Genomic DNA, 1472 nt, shown 5'->3' with positions numbered 1-1472 from the left:
TGATGCCGCCACTTTATATAATTGGCGTAAAAATAAGCCGAATTTATATCGCATAGTTATGCTTGGCTTCAAATTTGATGAACTGATAGAGAAAAGCAAGCAAACCTACGAAGAGCTACAGGCTTTTAGCGAGCTAATAGAAGCCGATATATCTTTAAAAAACACTTCTAAATAGTCTTTTATAAAAATAAATTAAATTTTAAATGCTAGAATTTGCTTCAAATTTAAAAAGGCAAAAAAAATGCAAAGAATTTTCCTAAGTCCGCCACACATGAGCGGCAAAGAGCAAGAGTACATAAACGAGGTCTTTAAGAGCAACTACATCGCGCCGCTTGGCGAATACGTGAATAAATTTGAAGCAAGCGTCTCAAGCTACGCGGGCGCGCCCGATGCGCTGGCGCTAAATTCCGGCACGTCGGCGATCCACTTGGCGCTAAGAGTGCTTGGTATCGGTGCGGGGGACGTGGTGCTAGCCTCTACGTTTACCTTTATGGCGTCCGTTAGCCCGATACTTTATCAAGGTGCTACGCCTGTTTTTGTCGATAGCGACGAAAGCTGGAATCTAAGCCCCGAGCTACTAAAAAAGGCGATCGCAAACTCGCCTAAAAAGCCAAAAGCGCTCGTCGTAACGCACCTTTACGGTCAGGCGGCAAAGATGAAAGAGATCTGCGAGATCTGCGAGCAGGAAAATATCGCCGTGGTCGAAGACGCGGCCGAGGCGCTGGGTGGCTTTTATAACGGCAAGGCACTAGGCACGTTCGGACGACTGGGCGCATATAGCTTTAACGGCAACAAAATCATTACCACAAGCGGCGGCGGCATGCTGGTCGGCGAGAAAGAGCTCGTGGAAAAGGCGAGATTTTATAGCACCCAAGCTAGGGAGCCGTTTTTACACTACGAGCACAAAGACTACGGCTACAACTACCGCCTAAGCAACGTCCTGGGCGCGATCGGAACGGCGCAGATGGAGGTGCTGGAAGCGCGCGTGATAAAAAAACGCGAAATTTTTGAAAAATATCAAAAAGAGCTTCCTGAGCTTGAGTTTATGCCAGAGGTCGCAAATTCTCGCGGCAACCGCTGGCTAACGACCGCGCTGTTTAAAGAAAAAGGTGCGCACTTGCGCGTGATAGAGGCGCTTGCTAAAGAAAACATAGAAAGCCGTCCGCTTTGGAAGCCGATGCATATGCAGCCTGTGTTTGAGGGGGCGCTAGCGTTCACGGACGGTACTAGCGAGGAGATGTTTGAGCGCGGTATCTGCCTGCCTAGCGGTACTGCGACGGGGGACGAGGAGTTTGCGCGAGTGGTAAAAATCGTAAAGGAAAATTTATAAATGTTTAAAGCGACGAAGCTAAAGCGGCTTGCGTTTTTTCTAACCTTTGACATCGCGATATTTGCGGCGTCGTTTTATCTGGCGTATCTGCTTAGATTTAGAGGCGTGCTGCCTGATTATTTTAAGGGCGGGCTGGTCGCGG

Annotated in this window: 2 protein-coding genes; both read left to right on the top strand. The window is 48.4% G+C overall.

Annotated elements, in window-relative coordinates; all coding sequences use genetic code 11:
• Positions 1-175, top strand: a 175-nt coding sequence (locus Q0200_RS03980) for a hypothetical protein (RefSeq protein WP_297938018.1), incomplete at its 5' end; no start/stop codon positions are given.
• 66 nt (positions 176-241) lie between these two features.
• Positions 242-1330: a UDP-N-acetylbacillosamine transaminase gene (gene pglE / locus Q0200_RS03975; protein WP_297938015.1), complete on the top strand. Its 1089-nt coding sequence runs from the start codon at positions 242-244 to the stop codon at positions 1328-1330.
• The last annotated feature ends 142 nt before the right edge of the window (positions 1331-1472 follow it).

The sequence above is a fragment of the uncultured Campylobacter sp. genome (genome assembly GCF_938045225.1).
Taxonomy (GTDB): Bacteria; Campylobacterota; Campylobacteria; order Campylobacterales; family Campylobacteraceae; genus Campylobacter_A.
The sequence above is the reverse complement of the archived record's forward strand: the minus strand, read 5'-3'. Positions and strand labels throughout refer to the sequence as shown.

Excerpts from the sequence above, each read along its gene's own strand:
- pglE (WP_297938015.1), top strand. The coding sequence starts at position 242 with ATGCAAAGAATTTTCCTAAGTCCGCCACACATGAGCGGCAAAGAGCAA.